Below are 22,695 nucleotides of genomic sequence, written 5' to 3' on the forward strand. Positions count from 1 at the left end.
AGAGAGACAAGGACGTCTCATGACTGCCCATTCCACCCAAGGATTCAACCTTGACAACAGCGGGCGACGCGTGGTCGTCGACCCGGTGACTCGGATCGAGGGTCACATGCGCTGTGAGGTCAATCTCGACGCCAACCTGTCGGCGGCCAAGTACTCGCCCTGCTCGCCGGCGTCATTGACACGGCGCTTGACGCTCAACTCATGATGCGCCGGGTGACCCCAGCGGGCTAGCGTACCTGCGCGCGGCACGCAGTGGTAATCTGTGTCGCCTTCGGCCGTCAGCGATGCTCGTCGGCAAGCACCGAGAGCCCCAGGCCAACGTGGCTGAAGTAGCGGCGATTGAACATTGCCGCCAACGAGTGTTGGGTCGGCGCGACTGGCAAGGAAGCAGGCGTTGCCGTGGAACTGGGACGCCAGCGGCTTCACAGTGTGGCGCCCGGAGCAGCGCGCTCACAAAATGTGCTCTCCAGACGGATATTTGCGTATGCTACCTTCGCGGACAACCATGTTAGTCATGGAGGGACGCGCCAGTCTGCGTGGGGCCGTCGCTTGGGCCGCGAGGGTGATCGCGGCCGCAGACGAGCAGCTCAGGGATGAGATTTTGGGGGGCAGTAGCACTGTCGGCGGGCGGCGAGATCGGCTGAATCACCGGCTTGGGTCTGCTTGCAGAGTTGACGGAGGCAATTGGCTACATCCAACGAGACGATGACTTCAAGCTCATCGGCCGCGCAGCCGAGCGCTGGCAGCGGACCATGGTGGGCGACTGGTCGATCGGGCGCCGACGCGGCGAATGGCAGAGGCAGCCGCCGCTGGATGAGACGCTTCGCGAACGCCTACGACAACTGCTGGACGCGCCAGCCCCTGAGCGCAAGGCGCAGGAGCAACTCGAAATATTGACGAAACCACTTGATGGCGATCAGTCTTTTCCGCAAGTGCGCGAATGACTGAATCGCAAGCGATCCGACGCGTTCAGCCGCGTGGGGGACGGCACGTCGGCCGAAGAGATTACCCGGCGGCTACTGGTGCGTGGCACGCCAACAGCCTTTGCCCCGGCGCTAGCTGTACTGGTCATGCAACGCAACCTTGAAGGGAGAGGGCACATCCGACGATGAACCTAACGCTGCAACGGTAGGGGCAGTGCGGTCTTATAACGAACCTGCTTGAGCGCGAAGCTAGAGCGAATTTTCTCGATTCCTGGAATCGGCGTAAGTTGTTCCAGGATGAATCTCTCCAAGGCAGCCATGTCGGCCACTGCTACCCGAATCAAATAATCGCTATCGCCTGTCATTAAATAGCACTCCATCACTTCGTCGTATTCGGCGATGCGGCGTTCGAACTCTGTCAAGGAGTCCTTACTTTGGTATTTCAAGTTAATTGAGATAAAGACATTCAGCCCTAGGCCTAGAGCGGAAGCACTGACAAGTGCGACATAGCGCCGTATTACGCCGGCACTCGCGAGGGCTTTGACCCGAGCAAGACACGGCGACGGAGAAAGATGAACGCGGCGCGCTAGTTCAACGTTCGTTAGAGCGCTGTTCTGCTGGAGTTCATCGAGAATTCGCAGATCTGTTGTGTCGAGATTCATTGATGCCTACACAATATTTTCGCCCCGCATTGTCCAGTCCCAGCCAATCTCCACGCCGGCGTAAGCTGATATCAGACGCCGACAATTGCGACGACGCCAACATCGATTCGCTTGGACAGACTCAACGCGTTGAACTACCAGGCACGCTCGGGGTACAACCGGTGGATACGTCCGACGAGTTTCCAGCCTAGCAAAATGCCGACCATGGCTGGCAATGTGGATCTTGTAATGGCGGTTTCGCCGACTGATGCTGGCGCCGGTTCGTGTTCCACAACCTGCACATATTGATGCTTGGTGGGGAGTTGGAAACCGACGATGGAATTGATTTCAATCACAAAGGAGAAGATCATGGACTCGGCCTCAAACATCTTTAGTCCACCGGATAGAACGCTCCTCTGTGTCCGCAAGGTGATATACGTCAACAACACGCCTATCATGTACGGCCGCGCATTTCTCCCCTCCGGGGTGTCCGATGGGATCGTTGAAGAATTGAGTGATCGCTTTATTATTGACGCACTCCGGCGACATAAGGACAACATCAGGGATATTTCGCTCTTATCGATGCAGCGCCCGCCTCACACGAAGCATGTCAAGTATTTTCGATTCCCACTGCCTACCCAACATTGCGCCGCCTCTACAGCCTGAAAGCGAATAGTCCTACAACGTCAGTTATTGGCGTGGTCGAATCCCCGTTCGATCGACTAGCTTGCTCTGCGAGCTTTGAAGCGACCTACTAAATCATGTCGCGTCGACCCTCGTCGTGATCCGCCTATTGGCTCCCACACATGCTCCATATTGGAGTTCAGGAAGAGCCGCCTCATCACCGCATTGCCCCAACAATTTCCCTTCCGGCTGATGCTGAAAATCTCCTGATGCTACCTATGCATGGCTTAATATTCATCGCTCGCCTACCGGGCAGCTTAGACCGGTAGGCGCAAGCACAGAAGGCTGGGCAGATTGCAGATTTTCATCTACGGCTTTGGCGGGTGTCGCCAACCAAGCGATTTTTCGAGGTCATTGGCAACGGCCTGAATCTCTCGAGTGCTCCAATGGGCCAGGACAACCGCTCGACCCGTTCGTGACAGGAAGGTTACTTTCAAGCGGCGTCCAAGCGGATCTGTACAACCTTGTCCCATGGCATTAGTTCGGCGACACGGGTGAAGTGGGAGGCGAGCAAATACGCCGCAGGTAAGCCTCCGAATCGAGATCATTCAGGTTGGCTAGAGCCACCGCCGAATAGACGGCGGCGCCGCGTTCGCTGCTACGTCCGTTGTCGACTGACTCAATGCGCAGCCCATCGGCTTCGCGGTATCGCTTTTGGACGATACCTTGCTCAGCGCCGAGCGTAGCCAGACCTCTCTGTGGTCGCCGTCCTGGCTCCTTCAAGACCTGGAGAGTGGTCTCGTCGCCGTAGATGATGTCGGAATCAAGCAGCGTGTCGCGAAGCAGGTTGATCACCGGCTGCACGGCCTGGCCCACGCGCACCATGCTGGCGGCGATGGTATTGGCCGAGATGCGCCGCCGAAGCGGCGCAGCAATGCGGCTTGGCGATACAGGGGCATGCCTAACTGGTACTTGCCGGGGCAATCCAGGCCAGCGCCGACTCGGTGAACAGGCCACGGGGGATGATACGCGGCAGCGCCGGCGTGACCTTGATGCCCAGATCGCAGCACGGGCAGGCACGCTTGACGCGCTGGTGCTGGATGACACGGACCTGTTCCGGGAGCACGTCCAGTTGTTCGCTGATCTCAACGCCGATCTCGACCAGCGCGTGGCCATCGTGGGCACAGAAGTGTTCGGACTCCGGCAGGTCGTGACGCACCACTTCGCGTGGCAGCTTGGGACGAGGGACTTGCGACCACGCTTGTTGCGGGTGTGAGCGGCGATCTTCGTGCCGGGCACGTCTTCCTGTGCAGGCTGTGCGGTGGCGGTGAGTGCTTCGGCCTCGTTGAACAGCCCGAGTTGGCCCGTATCACGTGCTTCGCTCTTGGCACCGAACAATTCGCGCCGATAGGCACGCAGTCGTTCTTCTGCCAGCTCGCGTTCAGCTTTTACCAAGCGCAACTCACCCCGAAGTACATCACGTTCGAGGCGAAGCTGGCGCGCTGCGTCGCGTTCTGCGAGCAACTCCTCAAGTTCTTCAGCAGTGATCGTGACGTTGACGGGCATGGCCGGTTGGACCGACATGCCCATCCGAGAGTTCAACTCGTTCGCACGTAGATGCGTTGGGGATGCTTCCTGATGACTGCGATGTCGATGCCGTCCAGCAACCAATGCAACTAATCGACGGTGAGCGTGACGATATCGGTCGTGTCCGGCCACACGAAGCGATCCTCGGCTTCCAATCGCTTGAGGAATAACCAGAAACCAGCACCGTCCCAGCCGAGGATCTTGATACGGTCGCACCGTCGGTTGCCGAACACGTACAGCGAGTGGTCAAACGGGTTGAGCAACATCGCCTGCTCCACCAGAATCGACAGCCCGTTGATCCCCATCCGGAAGTCCACCGGCTCGCGATGCAGGAATACCTTCAGCCCGCTGTCGAACCGGAACACGGCATCCTCCCCAGCATCTGGACAATCATCGTCAGTCCTGGGAGATCCGCCTGGCTCAGATCCAGTTCGACGCCATTGGGCAATCGCACATCCAACGCGACGGCCATACAGGCGGAGGTTGGATCGACTGACGTCGCCTCTGAGATAGACTCAACGGCCACGAATGCTAAGGGTCGGTTCTCGGTCATTGTTCTCGTCTGCGTCTGTTGCACAGGCGCGCCGGGCCCCCTGGCCGCAGACAGGCCTCAACCAGTGCTCGCTTGCTGGCGTTGTCGTATCGCTTGCGACCCCTGCTGTTGCCGCTGACAACTTTCAGTTCCGGCGATGCTTCGCTCATCAATGTTCTCCTGAAGTAGGTGGAGAACATCATCACCATTCAGCATGCCATTTGATAGACGCCGATGAAAGACTGCTTACGTTGTACTCGCCGGGCGAGCCGACGGAGGGCGCTTCGCCGGCCGTGCGACGCACGGCGAATCCCAGTCCGAATCCATAGCCGGCTCCGGGCAGATAGAGCGATCCAGGTGCGATCCCATTGGCCACGTGGTCCGCAGTCATGGACTCGATTGTCCGGGGGCTGAGGTAGCGCCGACCATCGAGTGAGCCGCCGTTGGCCAGCATCTGCGCAAAGCGGGCATAGTCTTGCGCCGTGGAAACGAGGCCGGCACCGCCCGACTCGAACTTCCGGGGCATGCGGGGATCAAACATGCGGAGTCCCGGCACGACCTCCTCGTCGTCGGAGAAGGGCTGGACAAGTTTGGCATGCTTAGCAGCCTCAGGGAAGGCCGAACCCAGTGTCCTTCATTCCCAGTGGGGCAAAGAGCCGCCTGCGCATGATGGTGCCCAAGGTTTGGCCTTCCACTACTTCCAGCACGCGGCCCAGGACATCGGTGGAGAATCCATATTCCCAGGCCGTGCCTGGCTGATTCTGCAGCGGCAGCGCCGCTACCCGGTCTGCCAGTTCGGCATTCGTGAAGTCGCCGTGGAGTCCGATCTGTGCGGCCCGGTACAGGCGCTCGACCGCAGAATCGCCGAAGACGCCGTAGGTGATGCCCGAAGTATGCCGCAACAGGTCGTGCACGGTTATCGGCCGTAAGGTACCCACCGACTCCAGAGTCTTTGCGCCAGTGGCCGGGTCCTTCCGCTCGACACCGACCTTCATGGTGGCGAAGGCGAGAAGGAACCGCGACAGCGGTGCATCGAGCTGCAGCTTGCCTTCCTCCACCAACATCATGGCGACAACCGAAGTCATGGGCTTGGTCATCGAGTAGATCCGGGAGATGCTGTCCTTGCTCATGGGCGTGCCATGCACCGGATCCTGCTGCCCCACAGCTTCGAAGTAGGCGACCTGGCCGTTCCGCACGATCAGCATCACTGCCCCTGGCACGCGTTTGGATTCCACCTGGGACTGCATCCAGTCGCCGACCGCGCCGAGCCGTCCCGCGGACATTCCGACCTCGGCTGCCGCCACTGGCGCGGGCAGGCGCGCGCAGGCTACTGTAGTGGACGCGAGAAGCGACAGCGCAACGCTGAGTCTTGCGAATGTTGGAAGAATGAGCATTAGCAGGCCGCTGAAATACCTCCAGCGGACGTCAGCGCGACGACTGGCTGAAGCGTTGCTTTGAGGATCCCATCCAATCCCACATTCATGCGCGGCGCAGATACCTTCACGGAAAGCTTGTTCACTATGCGGAGGCTGGAGGATTTCGTGCCGCAGTCCCATCCGCTGCGCTCGATCCGGACTATGGCCAACCAGGCGCTGGTGAAGATGGACCGGCTGTTCGCGCAGATGTACGAGGCCGATATCAAGGGTGGCCGCCCCAGTATCGCGCCGGAGAAGTTGCTGCGGGCCATGCTGCTGCAGGTGCTCTACAGCATTCGCTCTGAGCGCCAGCTCATGGAGCAGACGCAATACAACCTGCTGTTTCGCTGGTTCATCGGGCTGTCGATGGACGACTCAGTTTGGGTGCCCACGGTCTTCACCAAGAACCGCGAGCGACTGATCAAGCATGATGCGGTGATCCAGTTTTTCAACGAGGTGCTGGCCATCGCGCAGAAGAAGAACTGGCTGTCGGGTGAGCACTTCAGCGTGGACGGCACGCTGATACAGGCGTGGGCAGGCCACAAGAGCTTCGTGCGCAAGGATGGCGACGACCAAGACGATGACGCCGGCGGCAGCTTCAAAGGTCGCAAGCGCAGCAACGAGACACACGAATCCAAGACCGATCCCGATGCCAAGCTCTACCGCAAGGGCAAGACATCCAGTGAGCTGCGCTACATGGGTCATACCCTGAGCGACAACCGCCATGGCCTGGTGGTTAGCGCCATGGTGACCAAGGCGGACGGACACGCCGAGCGGGAGGCCGCAAAGGTCATGCTTAACGATGCCAGGCAGGTGATTGAAGACCTGAATGTGGAAGTCACCGTGGGCGCGGACAAGGGCTATGACGCGCACGAGTTCATTGAGGCCTGCCTGGAAATGAAGGTGACGCCCCACGTGGCGCAGAACACATCGGGTCGTCGCTCGGCCGTTGCTGATGCCATTGCTTCCAGCGCCGGTTATGCCGTCTCGCAACAAAAGCGCAAGCTGATCGAACAGGGCTTCGGGTGGGTCAAGACCGTGGGGCGCATGCGTCAGGTGATGGTGCGCGGTCTGAAGAAAGTCGATCAGATGTTTGTGCTGAGCATGGCCGCCTACCACCTCGTGCGCATGCGCTCGCTGGGACAAATCCGTCCGCAGTTGCAGTAATCGCGCTAATGAGGCCGGAATGGGCGCCAAAACGCGGAAAAAGCCGAGGCAGTGACGTCCGGCTTCCGGATTGTGAAAAACAGCGCTCCCCGCCTTGCGGGGAAAAACTCATCGCTAGCGCGATGAGTACTTCAGCAGCCTGTTAACCGACTGTCCGAATTTCCGCCGCCACCTCTTGCCACCACCATGAACAGCGCCAAGGCACGCTCAAGCCGTGCCATCGATGCAAGTTGCAACGCCTCGACTCGACAGCCGTTCTTGAGCACATGAAAGAACAATTCCACCTCCCAACGCGCGCGGTACCAGTCAATAAGCTGCGCGGCCGCGTCAAGGTCGTTCACCTCGCGATTACTCAGCAGTCGCCATTCAATCGGCTTGACGCCTGCCGGCGGGTCGACCTCCCGGGCGACAATACAAGTGGCACTCACCACGCCGCCTGCAGCGTCAGGCAACGCAACACGTTGCGCCCACACCTGCTGCCGTACCGCGCGCGCCGGCTGAGCCTGACGGGCTGCCAGCGTGAAGTGAATCCTGCCCACTGGCTCACCCGCAGTTACTTGCTCCCACAGCTTGCCGCCGCCAGGCAAGGTGCGATTGTGCTGCGAGCGCAGTAGCCAATCCGCCGGGTGGCCCAACTCCTTTGCCTTGATCATCAACGCCATGATGTCCGACTCTCTGTCAGTCACATAGACGAGTCGCGTGGCAGGCAGTGCGGTCGCCTGTTCGGCAACCCGCTCATATCCTTCGGTCCAATGGTACTTTCCTTGATGCCGGGGCGAACGCCATCCGCACCCTTGGGCTCGCGCCCACATGTAGGCGTCAAGCACGCCCAGCGGTTCGCGCGCTGGCGTTACCGCGTAAGTCGGGTGCAGATATAGCCCACGTTGCGCCTCATACGACAGCGGTCCCAGGCCTGCGATGGCCTGGCCGTTAAAGTCCAGCTCCGTCGTGTCTTGGATGCATAGCACCACTTCGCAAGCTCGCATCCGCTCGGCTGAACTCTGCCAGTGGGGCGCCAGAATATCGCGCCAGTCCAGTTCATCCTGAGCCAGGAAGCGGTACGCCGCAGCCGTTTCCTCCCAGCCGCCGCATGCGCTGGGTATGCTTGCCGTCGGCTTCTCTGCGAGCCGCTCCGCTAGCAGCACCGCCCGCTTGTTCAGGCGCTGGTCGCCCAAGTCAATGTCCTTGAATTCCGCCGCTGCCCAACTCGTCGCCTCTCGCTGCATGTGCCGCCCAAATTGCAAGAGTGAACGACATTCCGAAAGAGTTTACAACCCCACCCGCTATGTCATTGACCGTAAACGACTTTCTGCAGAGCACCAGTGTGTAATGAGGTTGGGTTGGAGGCACTCCCGGAAGACGGAAGCACGAACCCCGCGCGCCCCTTGGCTTACACATAGGCACAACAAGGGTGACGGCAAGAACAATCACTACCACCCCGAGTAACACGTGCTCCATGATGTTGCCATCGATGATCATTCTGACCAACGCATTCAGTTTTTTCAAAAACATCTCGAGTATCAAAAACATCTCGATCGGAATATGCAAAGTACATGCCACGCCCAGTCAGGAGTCGGCCAAAAAAAGCTGCATATTGATAGACATCAACACACAGTGGGGAGGCAACCTGTACACAGGTCGCTATGTCCGATCCTCGGACAACATGGCGCTAGCTAGCCCCAGCGCACTGAATAGCGCAAGACATTTGTAACCTCGTTCCATATACATTCCTGCGGCGGCTTCGCAGGACCGGTTTAGCAGCATGAAACTTCGGCTTCCGATAAAAATCCCGTGTGCCGCTGACTCTCGGGCTATAGGCAAGCAATAGAATTGTCTATTTTTAGATGCGGAACTTTAGTCCGCCCTGCGAGATGGACAATGTTCAGTAGGGGACAAATTGCAACAATTTCAACAGCACTTTGCACCGCGCAGAACGAAAGCAAGGGCCTCCATACCAGCGTGCAGTGTAGTTTTGCTCTAAACCGCTCCCAGGCACAGCGCTTGCACTAATGGTGTTGACTCGGCCGCAATTGGTCCCAGTGCTCACTGTTTTGACAAATGAACAGCAGCGCTAATTGTTGGGCCGCCATGTTCTTTCTTGCCCTCCAGGCCCATGTTTAACTCCTCACCAGACCACACTTTAGTCCCTCTACGTTCTGACCCTGTCCTTTTGGGGGGCGAAGACCGCTCCGGTACAACCTTGCTTAGCATTCTGCTCGACGCGCATCCGGATTTGGTCGTAGGTCCGGAAATCGATTTCACGGAGCCAATCAACCTTGGCTCACATATCCTTGAAGTATGCGCCTTGATGGCGTGTCGGGATCCACGGGTTATCGGTACGACGAAGGAAGCCATCGACCCTGAATGGTTCGAGGGCGTGCACTTCGTCTGGCAGTGTGAACGTTCGGCCTTGGACCGAGACGACGTAAAGACATTGGTGACGCGTGTGATTGCGGAGCGTGGAACCGTCCTGGCTACACTAGAGGATCGCTGTCTGCTTATCGACTCTATCGGCGAGTTCCGGCGACAACAGACCGGGGCGAAGCGATGGGGTCTAAAGCTTCAGCGACGGATCCAGAACCTCTGCAAATATGCCGCCATTTGGCCGCAAGCACATTTTATCCACATCATTCGCGATGGCCGCGACGTGGCAGCATCCCATGAAAAGGTTTCTGGGTGGGACCATCGGACTATCGGCGAGGCGGTCCAAGGCCGGATAAATGTCGTCACCAAGGCACACTTGGGTGCGCCCAGTGGTCGCTATCTCCAAGTGCGATATGAGGATCTGGTCACCGCCCCGCGTGAGACAGCTGCACGGATGCTGGAGTACCTGGGCTTGGGATGGAGTGAGAGGGTTCTGCATCACGCAGAGCACGAGCACGCGCTTTTCGACAAACCCTGGGGCCATCCCTCAGCTGACGCAGCTGCTCAACCCCTATACACCAGATGTATTGGGCGGTACGTGCGCGACCTCACGCCTCAGGAGGTTGAGCAGTTCGAACGCTTAGCAGGAAATTCGTCTACACGCTGTCCGTGCCGACTCTCTCGAGCAGGGAGTGATTCCAGTGGCAACGCAAACGCGACGACAACGCTTGCCCGGCAGCTTCTATCTCTCCTAGGCCAGATGGTTTCCCGCGTCGGCGCCCAAGTGACGCTCATCGCCCTACCTCTGACCGCGATCCAACTACACCAAGCAGGATCACTCGAGACAGGCTTCTTGCTTGCATGTGGACGTGCCCCGTACCTTCCGCTAGGCCCGCTTGCCGGCGTCTTCGCCGATCGATTCTCACATCGAATCCTTCTGATTACGGCAAATTGGATAATGGCGCTAACGTTGGCCACAGTACCTGTATCTGCTTTGCTTATCGGCTACGTCGGCATGCCCCATCTCTACACCGTTGCTACACTGATGGGCGGGCTTACGGTGATTGCCGACGTGGCCTTTTTGGCATGTGTGCCAACTGTCGTGCCGCCCCAACAACTTGTACAGGCTCAGAGCTGGATAGAACTAGGACAATCAGCGGCATTGGTACTTGGTCCTCCGCTCGCAGGCTGGTTGATCTATTCGCTTTCGGCACCTATCGCGATACTGGCAGATGCGGCGTCGTTCCTTCTGGTGACGGCGCTGCTCCCATACGTGATAATAGCGCCGACAACAAGCGCGTCGATGACAAGTGACTACGACACTAGGAGCATCCTTGAACGCGTTCTCTCGGAAGCTGCAGAGGGCGCGCTATTCGTGTTACGTACTCCCAAACTCCGCGCAATCACCTTTGCTACCGGTACTCCCATATTTTGGTACAGTGCCTACTCCGCCGTCTTTCTGCTGTATCTAACCGAGGGCTTAGGGCTGAACGCCACAACGATCGGGACCGTCTCAGGCATCGCTGCAATCGGAAGTGTTATCGGTACTTTGCTTGCACGTCCTTTTGCTCGAACGTTAGGCTTGGGTCGCGTGTTAATAGCAGCGCTCCTCACCAGTGCCGTTGGCGCAATGCTAACCCCGCTGCTCGAAGTGCCAGGATGGCTTGCATTGGGACTGTCGCAATTTGTATTGTGGATCGGCAAGCAGGTCTACAGCGTCCATCAGGCACCAATCCGCTACGCCTTGGCTCCGCCGCAACTGCACGGCCGTGTAAACGCAAGCATCCGGACCATAGTGCGGCCCTTGCTCCAGTCGGAGCCGTGTTAGGCGGCGCCTGTGGAACATGGCTCGGCGCCCGCGCGACGTTACTGCTTAGCGGAGCCCTCATTGCCGGAGCCGCTGGGTGGATCTGGGCATCCCCTCTGCAATCCGTGTGTACACCGCAGTTCGTGGGGGCAGACACTTAAGAACGGCTACCTCCATTACTTCTCGCGGCCAACACAGGCCTCATCACGAAGTTCGCCGACATGCTATCGGTCATCCTATCTCCGGGCCACCTCACCATTTGGCGGCCCTGCGCACCGCATGTGTCCAATCCCAATTGGACAGCCGACGGTCGGCTGCCCTCCTACGTCCAGGAAGCCCACATCACGTATGCACTTGAGACAGCTGGCAACGGTCCCTTGCAGCCGTCTTGGCTGGCCTGCATGTTCGATCTCCCGGGTGAATTCAATGCAGTTGCTTTCACCGAAGCTTTGCGTGCCTGGGTAACCCGCCACGAAGCCCTCCGTAGCCAGTTCATCGTGGCCCTTCCGCTTCCGCCTGGCGAACGATTTATTCGCACGACGCTACCGGCCGATGCCGTGAGAATCCGCCGCAGTGCGGCTGCGGACTTCACAGATGGACGTAAATTGTCACGATATCTGGAGAATCTGTTCGACAGCGAGGTTCTCGCTATAGGCTGGCCTAGCTATCTTTGGGCCACAGTGAGCCGTCCACAAGCAACCACCGTCTATGTCGCCGCAGACCACACCCTAATGGACTGCTACTCCATTCTCCATACTACGTATGAGATTCAACTACTGTATGCGTCAGCACACGCGTCCTCACAGAGGACGGCTGCGTCCATTCTTCCCGAACGGCCGCCAAGCTACTTGGATTTCGCAGAGGCTGAACGGAGCGCCGCCGGTGCGTTGAACGCTGAACACGAATCTATAGCGCGCTGGCGGACCTTTCTCAGCGAGAGCGGCGGCCGGCTACCTCAGTTCCCTGCCTCAGTAAGCGAGGCGACCGAAAGCCCCGCCGATCAGCCAAGCGGATACACAGAACTTCTCAACGCATCTGACGCACTCTCCTTCAGTCGAGTCTGCCGCACACTTGAGGGCAACTCGTTTGCTGGGTTGCTAGCCTGCCTTGCCAAAGCGGGCCAAGAAATCTGCAGTTCGAACGTATTCCGTACCATGGTACCCGTCAATACACAGACGGAGCACTTCCAATTTTCCATAGGATGGTATGTTGGTATGGGGCCCGTGGCCTTCTCCATCAAGCAAACAGACTCTTTCGGTGAGGTGGTGCGTTCGGCCGTAGCAGGGCTAGACGGCTTGAGGAATATCGCGCGAATTCCGCTGCCCCGTGTGGCCGAACTCCTCGGCCAGCCCCTGCGCGACCCTTTCATGGTGTCGTACATGGACCTTCGCCATACGCCTGGTGCGAGCAATTGGAACACCTGGGGAACTGCCGTCTTCCGTAGCCGCTGCACTGATCCTGATGAGGTGTTCTTTTGGTTCATACGCACTCATGATGGCTTCCACGTTAGCTATCGCCACCCGGCCACCAAATTGGCAGGCATTGCCATCCCACACTACGTGGAACGTACCAAAGAATTGCTTAGGTCTGTCGCGCGCAACGGCGACTGGCCCGCGCTAACATCCCTTCCCAAAAAGGACAGAATTGCACATGACAGACATCAAACACATTGCGGCGACCGCATCTCGCGATTACACAAGCTTCGATGTTGTTATCGTAGGCTCAGGCGCTTCAGGCTCAATTGCTGCCCGAACACTTGCGGAAAAAGGTTTCCACGTAGCCCTCCTCGAATATGGAGCCTTGGTATCCCCAGGTGCGCTATACGCCCCCAACCAAGCAACCTATAGTAAGGCACGAACATCTCCACACGGTCGCGCCGATGGAAATCCATGGACAGCATGTGCCGTTGGGGGAGGAATGCAATTTTACAACGCTATCATGTTCAGATACCGTCAAGCAGATCTCTCGGCATCCCAATACCTTAGGACTGACATGGAGATAGATTGGCCCATTTCACTTCTGGACCTCGAACCTTTTTATTCCGAAATCGAAAGTCTCTTAGAGATTAGCGGTACGTACGGATTTCAGCCCTATCCAGCAAGCCAAAGAGGTCTACTTATATCCAATGCGATGCGAGAACTTGGAATCACGCCAAAGAGTGTTCCGCTGGCGATCCGGCCACCCAAAACCACCAATGGATGCATTGAATGCTCCTCTTGCAACCACCTAGTCTGCCCTACGAATGCAAAGGCCAACATCCTAGCTAAGAGTGTTTTAGACGATTCCGCTTTCCCAGGATCGATTTCGGTGCTGTACGGATGCTTTGTCAATTCGATCGAGCTCCGAAGCGACTGCCACGCAGAAGCCCTTGAGTGCTATGTGCCGCTTTCCTCGCAGCGGATTCGTATCCCCGTTAAAGCGGTCATTGTGTGTGCAAATGCAATTCAGTCGGCGGCTTTAATGCTTCGCTCGAAGAGCCGACATGCACCTACAGGCATTGGAAATGATTCTGACCTCGTAGGGCGCGGCCTCTCATTCAAGATAAGCGGGTACTCCGTTGGCTACGTGAAGAATCCAGCCGCGCTTCCTGCGCATTGGGGCCCGCATGCGACTGTGTATACGGACGACTTCTATGAGCACCCTGGCGTGCCATGCAGATTTGGGGGGTTAATCTACGAGGCAAATTTGGATTCGCCAGGGGAAAACATCGGTCGCGTGCGACTTCACTATATCGCTGGTGAGGAACCATGGTCACACAACCGTGTAATGCTTGACAGCGCCATCGACCCACACGGCATTCCTTACATCCGTATAGCGTATAAAAACTCAGAAAATGATAGGGCACGAATCAGTTTTCTCGCCAACCGGGCTGAAGACACTCTCCGCCGCTTAGGCGCATCCTGTATCGAACGAATGCCTTTCTCGCGAGGCAAAGGCAGTTCACATCTACACGGCACCATGCGTGCGGGTTCTTTTCCAAAGACATCAGTCGTGGATCACTGCGGCAAGATTCACGGGCTAACGAACATCTATGTTATGGATGGCTCCGTTATGAATTTCGCCGGAAATAGCCATCCCACGCATACCATAATGGCCAACGCAAAACGAATGGCGCTGTCACTCGCCGAAAAGGAAAACTAAATGTCCTGTTCTGGATCCACTGGCCATTTGGCTGAATGGGAGCGCGAAATCCGCTCTTCCATCATTTTTAAATCCGCCTGGGGCTCGATGGCGGAGGATATCGATGGCAAGATCTATCTTGACATGTCATCTTGCAGCGGCGCCTCACCCTTGGGTAGTAACAACCCTGAATTTAAGGCGAGACTCTCTCAAGCTATGGAGAGCGATGCCGACATTCTTCCATCCCCAGTAAGCGAGCAGCGCCAGATGCTAGCTGCAAGAATCTCAAAGAGATTCGCGACTACACCTAGCAGGCTGCTGAAGTACTCATCGCGCTAGCGATGAGTTTTTCCCCGCAAGGCGGGGAGCGCTGTTTTTCACAATCCGGAAGCCGGACGTCACTGCCTCGGCTTTTTCCGCGTTTTGGCGCCCATTCCGGCCTCATTAGCGCGATTACTGCAACTGCGGACGGATTTGTCCCAGCGAGCGCATGCGCACGAGGTGGTAGGCATCCCCTTATACGGAAGTAGGACCGTCTCCGCGGCGAGGCTTGGAGCTTGAAGTTCCGGGAATTTCGAGGTAAGGGGGTTGTTAACTTCGCCAGACTCGCGTTTACTCTCGGATTTTCGCGCAGCAATGAGCAACGAGTCGGGGGCATGGGTGGACGAGGAATTCGAGAGTCTGGATCTTGGTGATCCGCGGCGGGATCGGCGCGCCAAGGAGCTGCTCAAGCGGTTTGCGGCTCTGCCGACGGCGAGCATCCCCGGCGCATGCGATGACTGGTCGCAAACCATCGCGGCATATCGGTTTCTCGGCAATGAGCAGATCGATTGGCGGGACGTAATGCAGCCGCATTGGGAGCGCACTGCAGCGAGGGCCGCGCAGTTTCCGGTGGTGCTGTGCATCGCTGATACAACCGAATTGAACTTTAATGGCCAGGAGATCGACGGGCTGGGTCCGTTGACCTATGAAGCCCAGCGGGGCATGTTTTTGCATCCGACCTACGCGGTGACGCCTGACCGCGAGCCGCTGGGGGTGATCGATGCCTGGATGTGGGCTCGGGAGCCCAAGGACGCCGATGGCAACCGGGGCGGGATCAAGGAAAGCGTACGCTGGATTGAAGGATATGAACGGGTTGCGGAGCAAGCCGCGCTATTGCCGCAGACACGGCTGGTGTATGTGACAGACCGCGAGGGTGATATTGCCGAGTTGATGGCGCGCGCCCAGGAACTTGGCCAACCGGCCGACTGGTTGATCCGCAGCCAACACAACCGCAACCTGGCCGAGGGCGGCAAGTTGTGGGATAGCGTCGACGCCAGCCCGGTACTCGGGGAAATCACCTTTATCTTGCCAGGGCGAGCAGGCCAGAAGGCGCGCGAGGTCAAACAGGAACTACGCGCCCAGCGTATGAAGCTGCCGGGTCTGGTCGGAGCGGAGTTCACCTGTGTGGCGGCAAGGGAGATCGAAGCGCCCGCAGGCGTCAAGCCAGTGGTTTGGCGATTGGTGACGAACCGAGAAGCGCAGGACGCTGATGCGGTCAACGAACTTGTTGAATGGTATCGGGCAAGGTGGGAGATCGAGATGTTCTTCCATGTCCTGAAGACCGGCTGCAAGGTCGAGGCGCTACAGCTATCGCACATGGATCGTGTGGAGCGGGCCTTGGCGTTGTATATGGTGGTGGCATGGCGCATTGCCCGCCTGATGCGGTTGGGCAGAACCTGTCCGGATCTGGATGCGTCGCTGTTCTTCGATGCCGACGAGATTCGGGGGGCATACGTGCTCTCCAAGAAAGCTTGCCCGAAGACACCGGTCACACTCAATCAGATGATTCGGTTGGTTGCTTCCCTGGGCGGGTTCCTTGGGCGGAAGAACGATGGCGAGCCCGGCGCCAAGACGATCTGGATCGGCATGCAGCGAACCATGGACGCCGCGCTCACTATTCAAACACTGAGGGAAGAGTCATGACTTCCGTATAAGGAAATGCACTCAAGGAGGGAGGCCGTATTCCAACGGACCATGCCAATAGGGGGATTGTCTAGTGTGTGCTTGTGCGCAGAATCGGGTCTGCCAAAATTGTGGCGCCTGAGTCCTCTTGAGACCGTGCCATTTATCGCCCATCATTCGGAAGGGGTGGATGCCCAAGACCTCGACACGCTGGAGCGCCCTGGTCGAAAGTCTCGTAGACATCTATCCGAGCTATCCTTGTATCGAACTGTACGGACAATTTCTTGTGAAAGCCCTCGTTGGGACAACTGGGGCACATTTCCAGGGGCTTTGTCATGCCTACGTCAGACATAGAAGCGATTGCAGCAGCGCAAAAAGCGGGTGTTGAGATCCTGTACGGGCTTACCAGTAGAACGCTCGAGGGATTTCACAAGGTTGCGGAACTGAACTTACAGACGATGAAATGGACGTTAGCTGAAACCCAGGCGTGCACGCGCAAGGCATTTGAAGCCAAAAACGATGGCGACCTACCGGTGATGGAAGCCAGGATTTTGCTACCGCTGGCCGAAAAGGCTCAAGCATACTGCCGGCAAGGGCTCGAGATAGCCGCGGAGACGCGTGCCGACCTTGCGACGGTGGTCGAAGCCCAATATGAACAGAGCAAGCGCGTAATGCAGGACTATATTGATGCGGTCGAGCGTGTCGCTCCTTCTGGCTCGGGAACTGCCATGGCCGCCTGGAAGTCGGCTCTGACCGCTACAACAAGCTTTCTCGATGCGATGCAGCGAACAGCCAAGCAGGTGGGCAACATCACCGAGAACAACGTGAACCTCGCGGCCTCACTCGCATCGTCCTCTGCCCTGCAGCCGTCTAGTAACGCTGCGCGGGCCGACAAAGGCTAGCACGCTGCGGCGGCGGGAAGTCTTCACGGAGGGTCCCGCCCAAAAAAGTCGGATTGATGGCTGAGCCTATCCAAACGCCTCACCTAGAATCAGCAGTTCAGCGCTTCGATGGTAGCATGTGATAGTCAAGCGCCGCCGACAAGAAGACTGGCGCCTTGGGGATATTCCGATGCCTCGTTGAGCACACTTGATGCGAATATTGCACCCTTCATCCTGCCCTCCTTAGAAACAACCTGCGGTCGCAAAGCGCACGTGGCATCCGTCAGTAGATAATCTGCGTAAGAACTTTGGGCTTGGACAGCCAGATACTAGCTAACGCACCATACTTGGCGAGGCCTTCTAAGTAAGCGCTCAATTGACGACGTCTGGTATTGGAGGCTGAACGTTGGCAGGCTTGCGTCCGCAAAGACTTTGCGGACGCAAGCATGATCCAAGACGAGATTGACCTATTTCCGCTGCAGGCGGTGCGAGTCCGCTCCAATGGGAAGCGAGACTACGAGCCAGCGGCCAAGCGGCGTCTGATTGAGTTCTGTCTTCAATCGGGAGCATCGGTTTCAGGCACGGCTCTCAAGGCGGGCATCAACGCTAACCAGTTGCGCAAATGGATTCGGGATCCGAGATTCAGCGCAGGCGCAAGGTGCGTTGCCGGCATTCGTGCCGGTTGTCGAGGAGGTTCTAGATTCGCGGCCAATCAAGACACCCGCACAGGTTGTGGTGTCTGGCGATCCGCCACCGCGGCGAGCGCAACCGCTGGCGCTGTTGAGCGCAAAGCTGCCCAACGGTGTATCGCTCGAGCTGGAATGCAGCGAGCGAGACGTTGGGCTCGTAAAGGCAATGATCGAAGCCCTGAGTGGAGGCCATTGATGTTCCGCCTCGACGCTGGGCTGCGGGTGTATCTGCATCGCGACGCAGTGGACTTCCGTAAGAACATCAACGGCCTGGCACTGCTGGTCGAGCAGGCGCTCGGGCTGGATCCGTTTGCATCGGCTGTATTTGTGTTCCGTAACCAGCGGGCCGATCGTATCAAGATTCTCGGGTGGGATCGCAACGGCTTCTGGCTATTGTTGAAGCGATTGGAGGCGGACCGGTTTGCCTGGCCACGCGAGGCGACAGTGGCTATGCTGACGGTCGAACCGTTGCACTGGCTGCTCCAGGGAATCGACATCGAGGCGATGCGCCGGCACCCGCACCGAGAATAGAGGTGGCGCCGTTTGTTTGGACAGAGATCCGGAGTTTTTAAGTGGAAGCGCTGGGGCAGTCAGGCTGCCGATTTGATCGCTGCCAGCGTGGCGAAGTATGCCTCATCCGGGGTCTGGTCCGCCAGACTGGAATGGGGCCGTCGTTGGTTGTACCAAGTTAGGTAGTTAGCGATAGAGCGGCGCGCATGGCTGACCGAGTCGTAGGCTTTCAGGTAGACCTCCTCGTATTTGACGCTGCGCCAAAGGCGTTCGACGAACACGTTGTCGCGCCAACTGCCCTTGCCGTCCATCGACAGTCGGATGCCGCGGTCGAGCACAGCGTCTGTGAACCCCGTCGCGGTGAACTGGCTGCCCTGGTCGGTGTTGACGATCTCCGGCGTGCCGTATTTCGCAAAGGCCTCCTCCAGCGCCTCGACAGCATGGCAGCTCTCCAGAGTGATCGCCACCCGGTGGGCCAGTACTTTGCAGCTCGCCCAGTCCACCACCGCCGTCAGATACACGAAGCCCCGCGCCATCGGAATGTAGCTCGTGTCCAGCGCCCACACCTGGTTGGCGCGATCGATCGTCCGGTCGCGCAGTAGGTATGGCCAGATCTTGTGCGCCGCATGCTTGCGGCTCGTGTTGGGGCGACGGTACAGCGCCTCGATGCCCATGCGCTTCATCAGCGTGCGCACGTGCCGGCGGCCGACCGGGATGCTCTCCCGTCGCAACAGGCGGGCCAGCATGCGTGCGCCCGCGAAGGGATGCTCCAGATGCAGTTCGTCGATCCGGCGCATCAGCCTCAGATCCGCGTCGCTGATTGGACGCGGCTGGTAGTAGACGCTCGATCGGGAAATGTCGACCAGCTTGACCTGGCGGCTCACCGGCAGCGGGTGATCGCGGTCAATCATCGCTTTCCGCTCAGCAATCCCGCCTTGCCGAGCGCGTGCTCTAAAAAATCGTTCTCCAGTGTCAATTGGCCTATCTTTGCATGCAGCGCCTTCACGTCCACCGGCGGCTCGGCCGCAGTCTTGGTTTTGCCGCCGCCGAACACGTCCGCGGCGTGCTCCGCCAACTGTTGCTTCCACTCCGTGATCTGGCTCGGGTGCACGTCATACTGCTGGGCCAATTCCGCCAGCGTCTTGTCGCCCTTGAGCGCGGCCATGGCCACCTTGGCCTTGAAGGTTGCCGAGTGGGTCCGTCTGCTTCGTTTCGTCATCTTCTGGATCCTTTATGCCCGCCATTATGGCCGGCTCAGGCCCCAGCTCTTCCACTTAGCCGACTGTCCGAATTTCCGCCGCCACCTCTGCGCTCGATTCTTTTCGCCGGCGCTTATGAACTAACTGCATTGGGCTTCATCTAAGCAAGTGCAATACGCATTCTGACAGGAAACGTAGAAGAATGCAGGTGGCGGCATTTTAGCGCCAACTGACGCGCCGTTGGCGAAACTAGCGGCGCATGGGCCGTTGACGGGGCGAACTTTCGTCACGGATTCGGTTCGCACTGATGAATTGAGTTTTTCTTCAGAAGGCTTTTTAATCCGCATTACTATGTTGTCATAGCGTCAAGCGTGGTTATATTTATGCTATTGCACACATAGTAGTGTTTTTCCAGCAAGAGATGTGGCCCAAGGCCAAAACAATAGCAACTTTGAGGATGAAATGGCGACTGGTATTGTAAAGTGGTTCAACAGTGAAAAAGGATATGGGTTCATCACGCCCGATGATGGCGGTAAAGACTTGTTCGCTCATTACAAGGAAATCCAAGGTGCCGGCTTCAAGTCACTGGAGGAGGGCGCGAAAGTAGAATTTGAAATCACGCAGGGTATGAAGGGGCCGCAGGCGTCAAAGATTCGTAAGCTCTGAGCACTTGATAGCCATTTAACTATCTGGCGGCGTGGCGCTAATTTGTCCGCGAGTTTGGCACCATCGTCGCTCCTTTGTATTTTTTTCCGGAAATCGCTGGGAAGATATGCGCAATTCAGGATTGTAATTACCACTTCCACAAGACCCTCGCAGCAGGGCATATAATATTTGAGTGCTTTCGTTATCCGCAAGTGGCGCCAGCAATCGGTGCGTTGTAGTAGTGGGAGCAGACTGAATCGTCGGGCGCTAAAGTACGGCCCAGCCACATCCGTTGGTCGCCCGATTTCTGCACTTCCCCAACCGGTCGGAAATTACTGTGGCGTCAGGTCGGTTCTTGACGCGGGTGAAGCGGCGTATCGCCTCTTGATGATCTTGGGCATGTATGGATCTGCGCCGCCTGCCGAATTTGGATCGACGTGCGCAAATGGAGCAAGAACAACATGCCACTGGGTCGGCTTGCCAACGCAGCGTTGCGGGAGCGAAAGGTCCAATTGCACGATGCGCTCGAACTATTAGTCGCTGTAAAGATTAGGCGCGACGGTGTCGTTGACTTCAACGCCCGGGGCATGAAATGTTTTTTTTCGCATCGCTTGATCTGAATGTCGCAACCCCGAGCATTCATGTGTTGTCGCTGGAACAATGCGAACAAGCACTCCAGTACATCGTGGAGTCTCATGCTTCGCGCTGAGCAACTCCTTGAACCTGAACTCAATCGAGGCGGCTCCGCGCCGCTAGGGATACTCTGCACAAACGCGAATCGAGTGTGCTTGGCCGTTTAACAGGAAGCTGAATGCGCCACGACGCCAACCTATCAGCTCGGAGCGAAGCTATCTCGCACGCGCGAAGCAGCATTCGCGGGCTGCGCGCGAGGCATCGGCGTGAGCCAGAAACGCGCTCATGCCCCGGCAGCCAGCAGTTTGCCGCGCGCCATCCACAAGTTGGACAGTGCGAACAAGGTCATGAGTTGCGCGGTGTTCTTCCTCAGCCCTCGATAGCGGACCTTGGTGTAGCCGAACTGCCGCTTGATGACCCGGAACGGATGCTCGACCTTGGCCCGGATGCCCGCCTTGATTCGCTCGACCTGATCGACGAGCGCGCCAAGTGGTTTGCTTTGGTCCAGGACGCGACGTTTGCCTGGCTTCATCGCTACGTGCCAGTTCACGCCCGCCCGCGCGTCCGGACGCTTCTCCACGCCCTGATAGCCCGCATCGCCGAACGCGTCGGTTTCCTCTCCATGCAGCAGGCTGTTGCCCTCAACCACGTCGTTGACCTTGCCCGCCGTGCCCCGCACCGTGTGCACCAGCCCGCTTTCGGCGTCCACGCCAATGTGCGCTTTCATGCCGAAATACCACTGGTTTCCTTTCTTGCTCTGGTGCATCTCTGGGTCGCGTTCGCCCGACCCATTCTTGGTCGAACTCGGTGCGCTGATCAGTGTCGCGTCCACCACCGTGCCCGCGCGCAGCATCAATCCCTTGTCGCGAAGGATGTCGTTGACCAGCGCGAGGATCTGAGCGGCCAGCTTGTGCTTCTCCAGCAGGTGACGGAACCGCAGGATGGTGCTCTCGTCGGGCAGCCTCACCGTCCAGTTGTCCAGCCCGGCGAACTCCCGATACAGCGGCACGTCGTGCAGCGCTTCTTCCATCGCCGGGTCCGACAGGCCGAACCATTGCTGAAGGAAGTGGATGCGCAGCATTGCCTCGACCGCGAACGGGGGACGGCCGCGCTTGCCTTCCGGGGCGTACGGAGCGATCAGCATCACCAGATCGGCCCATGGCACCACACGGTTCATCTCGTCCAGGAATTCGCGCTTGCGGGTGCGCTTGGTCGACAAGTTCAGTCCAAGGTCAGTTTGTTTCATGCGCCACATGCTCGCTGGCTCGACGATTCATTGCAAGCACATCCGCCGGCTAATTGTGCAGAGCATCCTTAGCAGGCCGCTGAAATACCTCCAGCGGACGTCAGCGCGACGACTGGCTGAAGCGTTGCTTTGAGGATCCCATCCAATCCCACATTCATGCGCGGCGCAGATACCTTCACGGGAAGCTTGTTCACTATGCGGAGGCTGGAGGATTTCGTGCCGCAGTCCCATCCGCTGCGCTCGATCCGGACTATGGCCAACCAGGCGCTGGTGAAGATGGACCGGCTGTTCGCGCAGATGTACGAGGCCGATATCAAGGGTGGCCGCCCCAGTATCGCGCCGGAGAAGTTGCTGCGGGCCATGCTGCTGCAGGTGCTCTACAGCATTCGCTCTGAGCGCCAGCTCATGGAGCAGACGCAATACAACCTGCTGTTTCGCTGGTTCATCGGGCTGTCGATGGACGACTCAGTTTGGGTGCCCACGGTCTTCACCAAGAACCGCGAGCGACTGATCAAGCATGATGCGGTGATCCAGTTTTTCAACGAGGTGCTGGCCATCGCGCAGAAGAAGAACTGGCTGTCGGGTGAGCACTTCAGCGTGGACGGCACGCTGATACAGGCGTGGGCAGGCCACAAGAGCTTCGTGCGCAAGGATGGCGACGACCAAGACGATGACGCCGGCGGCAGCTTCAAAGGTCGCAAGCGCAGCAACGAGACACACGAATCACGTTTCCGACTGCGTCGAGAGCGTCAATAGCCGCTCTCGCAA

The 22,695-nt window shown here is 58.2% G+C and carries 16 protein-coding genes and 5 pseudogenes; 12 read left to right on the top strand and 9 right to left on the bottom strand.

Annotated elements, in window-relative coordinates:
• Window positions 1-19: 19 nt before the first annotated feature.
• Together RALTA_RS30920 and RALTA_RS28410 are read left to right on the top strand one after the other, a co-directional pair.
• Window positions 20-136: pseudogene (locus tag RALTA_RS30920) on the top strand (hypothetical protein); the annotation flags it as partial.
• Window positions 137-653: 517 nt separating this feature from the next.
• Entirely contained in the window at window positions 654-944 is a 291-nt protein-coding gene (locus tag RALTA_RS28410; RefSeq protein WP_018003654.1) for a hypothetical protein, read from the top strand.
• Between the two features lie 170 nt (window positions 945-1,114).
• On the opposite strand, the gene RALTA_RS28415 is transcribed toward RALTA_RS28410, so the two are convergent.
• The 6 genes and pseudogenes from RALTA_RS28415 to RALTA_RS31020 form a co-directional block, all read right to left on the bottom strand.
• Window positions 1,115-1,585, bottom strand: a complete 471-nt coding sequence (locus RALTA_RS28415; RefSeq protein WP_012354780.1) for an Lrp/AsnC family transcriptional regulator — start codon at window positions 1,583-1,585, stop codon at window positions 1,115-1,117.
• A gap of 134 nt (window positions 1,586-1,719) precedes the next feature.
• On the bottom strand, window positions 1,720-1,953 hold the full coding sequence (locus tag RALTA_RS28420) for a hypothetical protein (protein WP_145987456.1): 234 nt from the start codon (window positions 1,951-1,953) through the stop codon (window positions 1,720-1,722).
• Between the two features lie 991 nt (window positions 1,954-2,944).
• Window positions 2,945-3,754: pseudogene (locus RALTA_RS28425) on the bottom strand (transposase); the annotation flags it as partial.
• 110 nt (window positions 3,755-3,864) lie between these two features.
• Window positions 3,865-4,140, bottom strand: a complete 276-nt coding sequence (tnpB, locus tag RALTA_RS28430; protein ID WP_012354783.1) for an IS66 family insertion sequence element accessory protein TnpB — start codon at window positions 4,138-4,140, stop codon at window positions 3,865-3,867.
• 369 nt (window positions 4,141-4,509) lie between these two features.
• Complete coding sequence (locus RALTA_RS31015) at window positions 4,510-4,848, bottom strand: serine hydrolase (RefSeq protein WP_012354785.1); 339 nt, start codon at window positions 4,846-4,848, stop codon at window positions 4,510-4,512.
• Between the two features lie 67 nt (window positions 4,849-4,915).
• Window positions 4,916-5,590 carry a serine hydrolase domain-containing protein gene (locus tag RALTA_RS31020; RefSeq protein ID WP_018003659.1) on the bottom strand — a complete coding sequence of 225 codons (675 nt, stop codon included), beginning with the start codon at window positions 5,588-5,590 and terminating at the stop codon, window positions 4,916-4,918.
• A 198-nt stretch (window positions 5,591-5,788) separates the two neighbouring features.
• Between RALTA_RS31020 and RALTA_RS28440 the strand changes: the two genes are divergently transcribed.
• The gene (locus tag RALTA_RS28440) at window positions 5,789-6,889 is read left to right on the top strand and encodes an IS5 family transposase (RefSeq protein ID WP_012354598.1); all 1,101 of its coding nucleotides are present in this window, start codon (window positions 5,789-5,791) and stop codon (window positions 6,887-6,889) included.
• A 131-nt stretch (window positions 6,890-7,020) separates the two neighbouring features.
• Here RALTA_RS28440 and RALTA_RS28445 read toward each other — a convergent pair whose 3' ends face one another.
• On the bottom strand, window positions 7,021-8,064 hold the full coding sequence (locus tag RALTA_RS28445) for an IS4 family transposase (protein ID WP_407637549.1): 1,044 nt from the start codon (window positions 8,062-8,064) through the stop codon (window positions 7,021-7,023).
• 938 nt (window positions 8,065-9,002) lie between these two features.
• On the opposite strand from RALTA_RS28445, the gene RALTA_RS30930 reads away from it, so the two are divergent.
• The 7 genes and pseudogenes from RALTA_RS30930 to tnpB (RALTA_RS28485) all read left to right on the top strand — a co-directional run bounded on the left by RALTA_RS30930 (window position 9,003) and on the right by tnpB (RALTA_RS28485) (window position 18,225).
• Complete coding sequence (locus RALTA_RS30930) at window positions 9,003-11,081, top strand: MFS transporter (protein ID WP_012354789.1); 2,079 nt, start codon at window positions 9,003-9,005, stop codon at window positions 11,079-11,081.
• A 380-nt stretch (window positions 11,082-11,461) separates the two neighbouring features.
• Window positions 11,462-12,391: pseudogene (locus tag RALTA_RS30935) on the top strand (condensation domain-containing protein); the annotation flags it as partial.
• 319 nt (window positions 12,392-12,710) lie between these two features.
• The gene (locus RALTA_RS28465) at window positions 12,711-14,201 is read left to right on the top strand and encodes a GMC oxidoreductase (RefSeq protein ID WP_012354791.1); all 1,491 of its coding nucleotides are present in this window, start codon (window positions 12,711-12,713) and stop codon (window positions 14,199-14,201) included.
• Window positions 14,202-14,816: 615 nt separating this feature from the next.
• Complete coding sequence (locus RALTA_RS28470) at window positions 14,817-16,145, top strand: IS4 family transposase (protein ID WP_041232870.1); 1,329 nt, start codon at window positions 14,817-14,819, stop codon at window positions 16,143-16,145.
• 314 nt (window positions 16,146-16,459) lie between these two features.
• A complete protein-coding gene (phaP, locus tag RALTA_RS28475) occupies window positions 16,460-17,026 on the top strand; it encodes a TIGR01841 family phasin (protein WP_012354794.1) in 567 nt (188 codons plus the stop codon).
• 425 nt (window positions 17,027-17,451) lie between these two features.
• Window positions 17,452-17,583, top strand: a pseudogene (locus RALTA_RS31155) (IS66-like element accessory protein TnpA); the annotation flags it as partial.
• A gap of 306 nt (window positions 17,584-17,889) precedes the next feature.
• Entirely contained in the window at window positions 17,890-18,225 is a 336-nt protein-coding gene (tnpB, locus tag RALTA_RS28485; protein WP_012354795.1) for an IS66 family insertion sequence element accessory protein TnpB, read from the top strand.
• Window positions 18,226-18,284: 59 nt separating this feature from the next.
• Here tnpB (RALTA_RS28485) and RALTA_RS28490 read toward each other — a convergent pair.
• Window positions 18,285-19,423 (bottom strand): IS3 family transposase gene (locus RALTA_RS28490; RefSeq protein WP_373429608.1). Its coding sequence is split into 2 segments (ribosomal slippage): window positions 18,285-19,156 and window positions 19,156-19,423, totalling 1,140 coding nucleotides; the frame shifts between segments, so codons are not numbered across the junction.
• A gap of 442 nt (window positions 19,424-19,865) precedes the next feature.
• Between RALTA_RS28490 and RALTA_RS28500 the strand changes: the two genes are divergently transcribed.
• Window positions 19,866-20,069: a cold-shock protein gene (locus tag RALTA_RS28500; RefSeq protein WP_012354797.1), complete on the top strand. Its 204-nt coding sequence runs from the start codon at window positions 19,866-19,868 to the stop codon at window positions 20,067-20,069.
• A gap of 895 nt (window positions 20,070-20,964) precedes the next feature.
• Here RALTA_RS28500 and RALTA_RS28505 read toward each other — a convergent pair.
• Window positions 20,965-21,927, bottom strand: coding sequence for an IS5 family transposase (locus RALTA_RS28505; RefSeq protein WP_012354594.1), 963 nt, complete (start codon window positions 21,925-21,927; stop codon window positions 20,965-20,967).
• A gap of 156 nt (window positions 21,928-22,083) precedes the next feature.
• Between RALTA_RS28505 and RALTA_RS28510 the strand changes: the two are divergent.
• A pseudogene (locus tag RALTA_RS28510) lies at window positions 22,084-22,656 on the top strand (IS5 family transposase); the annotation flags it as partial.
• Between the last annotated feature and the right edge of the window lie 39 nt (window positions 22,657-22,695).

Source organism: Cupriavidus taiwanensis LMG 19424 (assembly GCF_000069785.1).
Taxonomy (GTDB): domain Bacteria; phylum Pseudomonadota; class Gammaproteobacteria; order Burkholderiales; family Burkholderiaceae; genus Cupriavidus; species Cupriavidus taiwanensis.